General features: G+C 72.9%; 4 protein-coding genes. 2 read left to right on the top strand and 2 right to left on the bottom strand.

Features of this window, described 5'->3' with window-relative positions; translation table 11 throughout:
- Nucleotides 1-185, top strand: a 185-nt coding sequence (locus HUV01_RS14680; protein ID WP_174298943.1) for a hypothetical protein, incomplete at its 5' end; no start/stop codon positions are given.
- Nucleotides 182-1,162: a hypothetical protein gene (locus HUV01_RS14685; protein WP_174298944.1), complete on the top strand. Its 981-nt coding sequence runs from the start codon at nt 182-184 to the stop codon at nt 1,160-1,162. The genes HUV01_RS14680 and HUV01_RS14685, both read left to right, overlap by 4 nt.
- Before the next feature lie 29 nt (nt 1,163-1,191).
- Here the strand turns inward: HUV01_RS14685 and HUV01_RS14690 are convergent, their stop codons facing one another.
- Together HUV01_RS14690 and HUV01_RS14695 are read right to left on the bottom strand one after the other, a co-directional pair.
- Complete coding sequence (locus HUV01_RS14690) at nt 1,192-2,358, bottom strand: hypothetical protein (protein WP_174298945.1); 1,167 nt, start codon at nt 2,356-2,358, stop codon at nt 1,192-1,194.
- A gap of 39 nt (nt 2,359-2,397) precedes the next feature.
- A partial coding sequence (locus tag HUV01_RS14695; RefSeq protein ID WP_217431029.1) for a hypothetical protein occupies nt 2,398-2,754 on the bottom strand: 357 nt, incomplete at its 5' end.

Below are 2,754 nucleotides of genomic sequence, written 5' to 3' on the forward strand. Positions count from 1 at the left end.
CGGTCGACGGCATCGCCGTGCTGGCGGTGGACGCGCGGCTGCCGACCGACCTGCGGCCGCTGGTGGCCTACACCCATCCGCGAGATGGAACGCGAAACGGGCGCCGCCCGGCCGCCCGGCGCGCGTCGGTGGTGACGCCGGCGACCGGGCGCGTGCCGTCTCCACCCACGCGACCCCAGCGATGATCGTTCCGTTCCTGCGCCGGCGGCGGCCGATGCCAGTGGTCGATGCATCCAATCCGCTCCACCGGCTGCTCGACGACCACCGCCTTCCGTGGCGCACGCGTCGCGCGAAGGTGGAGGGGCAGCACGGCACCACCCGCGATCCGCTGTCCGCGCGCGACGTGGTGTTCCTGCGCGACGCCGTGCGCGCGCCCGGCTTCCTTCAGCCTTGGCGCGCCGACGTGTTCGACGGCTATGCGCCCGACCTCCCCGTCGTGCGTTTCGGCGCGGTCGCCTGGCACGAGGACGACGCCGACGCCAACCTGGGTCGCCTGGCCGCGCACTTCGCGGAACAGCTCGGCCCGGTCGCCCCGGCGCGCGAGTGGAACACGCTCGCCTGCCGCTGGCGGGCCGGAACCGCCTCGCTCGAGCTCAAGGTCTGGCCGCCGGCGTGGCAAACACCCGCTGCGCGCAACGACGCGCACGAGCGGGAGCCGAGGCTGCGCACCGCCGTGCAGGTGACGCTGCTGACCGGCTTCCGTCTCCCGCCCGACGAACGGGAACGCCGCTGGCTGTCCGGGTTCGGGCCGATCGCCGCCGTCACGCCGCTCATGTTAGCGACGGCCGAACGGATGGCGGACACGCCGCCCGCCGACGTGGAGCTGGAATATGCCCGCGATCCGGCCGGCGTCCCGCCCGCCGTCCATGGCCGGGTCGGCGCGCCGCCGCACGCGGAGGCGCTGATCCTGGCGACGCACCAGCTGTTCGTCGTGCGGCGCGCGGACCTGATCGGCTTCGACGTAACGCGGTCGCTCCCCGCCAAGGGTGGCGGCGGCTCCAGCCTGATCGTGCGGTGCCGCACGCCCTGCTCCGCCATGGCGTTCAAGAAGCTGCGGATCACCGATGATCCCGATCCCGATGGTGCCACCGCGCTCGGCCGCCGGCTCGCCGAACGGTTCGACCGGCCGTGCGATGTCGGCCGCTACTTCCTCGACGCATGAGGCCGCCCGATCCGGCCCGACGCACGGCCTTACCGCGCGGAAAGGCTCGCGTGCCCGGCCCGGCCCGCAGCCGTCAGGAAGCGCGCGAGCGACGGCCAGGGCATCAGGACATCGTCCGCGCACGCCTGGACCACGTGCGGCAGTTCGGGCCGGAAGGTGAGCCCGCGCCGGTCGAGGCCGATGTCCCAATAGTTCTCTTCAAGAAGCGCGTCACGGCACTCGGGCTCGACGTCGCCCGCCCTCGCGACGATCAGGCGGCGGAAGGCGGGCCGCACGGTGGGCGGCAGGTCCGCGCTCGCCTCGCGCCGGTCCAGCGCGGCATCGGTCAGCCAGTCGTGGAGCCGCACGGCCGCGCCCGTCGCGCGATCGAAGGTGACCGGCATCTCGGCGTTATTGGGATGCGCGCCGCCGCAGTCGTCGTCCTGCGTCAGCGCCGCGCCCAGCCAGCGCCGTGTGATCAGCGTCGGCGCCAGTGCCGCCGTCAGTTCCCCGTCCACGCCGTGCGCCTCCAGCCCGCTAATGATGCAGCCACGCCAATCCTCCCGCGCGCCCGGCACCTGCGCGCGCAGCCCGGCGTTGATCCGGCGGGTGGCGGGGTCGTCGCCGATCAGCGCGAACCCCTGCATCGACAGGTCGGGAAAGGCGGGCCCGGCCCCGAACACGAGCCGGCGGTAGTGAACGCCGTCCTTGCTCGCGGGCGTTTCAGCGATGCTCAGCGGTCGCCAGCGTGGGCCGTTGAACGCCTCGCTGCCGCACGGCGCTTCCCCGTCGTCCCCGCTCACGCGCGACAGGCGGAACGCGAGCGTGCGCCCGCCGTCCTGCCATGCGCCGGTCAGCCGGTCGCGGCCCACCTGCGCGAAGGTCCAGCGCGGCGCGGGCGGACCGCTCGACGAGGACCAGCCCTCCGTCCAGACCTTGCCCGTCCCTTGCTGCTCCAGCCGGATCGTGCGCAGCCTGGACAGGTAATAATATGATCCCATCCCGTCGCCCACGCCGTCTCGCTTCAGGCACGCGCGGACCGGCAGCGTCCCGATCGTCCCCTGCCAGACGCCCTGCCACGCCGGCGAAGGCGGATCGGGCGCGTCGGGCGGCGTGGACGTGCCCGGCAGCAGAATCGCGCCAAGCGCGAGGAGGCACGCCTTCACCGATCGTCGACCCGCGCCGCGCCCGCGCCGGGGTTTCGGTGCCGTGGTCATGCGGGCACCCGGGTCGCGCGCGGCCCGCCTGGCCCGGAGCTAGTTCGGTGAACCCTGCTCATTGCTCATCCCTCGCGGCCCGAGATTGATGGGGGACTTGTCGCCGGGATCGCGGGGCACGAAGATGAACTGATCTCCCACCAGCTTGTCCCCGTCGATGCGGTACGTGCCCGACACCATGTCGCCCGTGAGGATCACCTTGCCGTCGCTGACCTCGTAGCGGCCCGAGGCACCGGTCGAGAACGAGAAGCTGTCCTTGCCGAACGTGACCACCGCTCCCTTGAACGGCGCGTTGACGACATTGTAGGTTCCTGCCACCGATCTGGCACCGCAGGCAACAAGCAGTAGTGCCGACAGGCCCGCCCCCGCTAGTGCCACGGCCGCTCGTCTCGCCGA

It is taken from the genome of Sphingomonas bacterium (assembly GCF_903643035.1).
In the GTDB taxonomy this organism is placed as follows: Bacteria; Pseudomonadota; Alphaproteobacteria; order Sphingomonadales; family Sphingomonadaceae; genus Sphingomonas.

What these genes read in the sequence shown, in the direction of transcription:
- HUV01_RS14685 (WP_174298944.1), top strand. Translation starts at nt 182, where the DNA reads ATGATCGTTCCGTTCCTGCGCCGGCGGCGGCCGATGCCAGTGGTCGAT.
- HUV01_RS14690 (WP_174298945.1), bottom strand. Translation starts at nt 2,358, where the DNA reads ATGACCACGGCACCGAAACCCCGGCGCGGGCGCGGCGCGGGTCGACGA.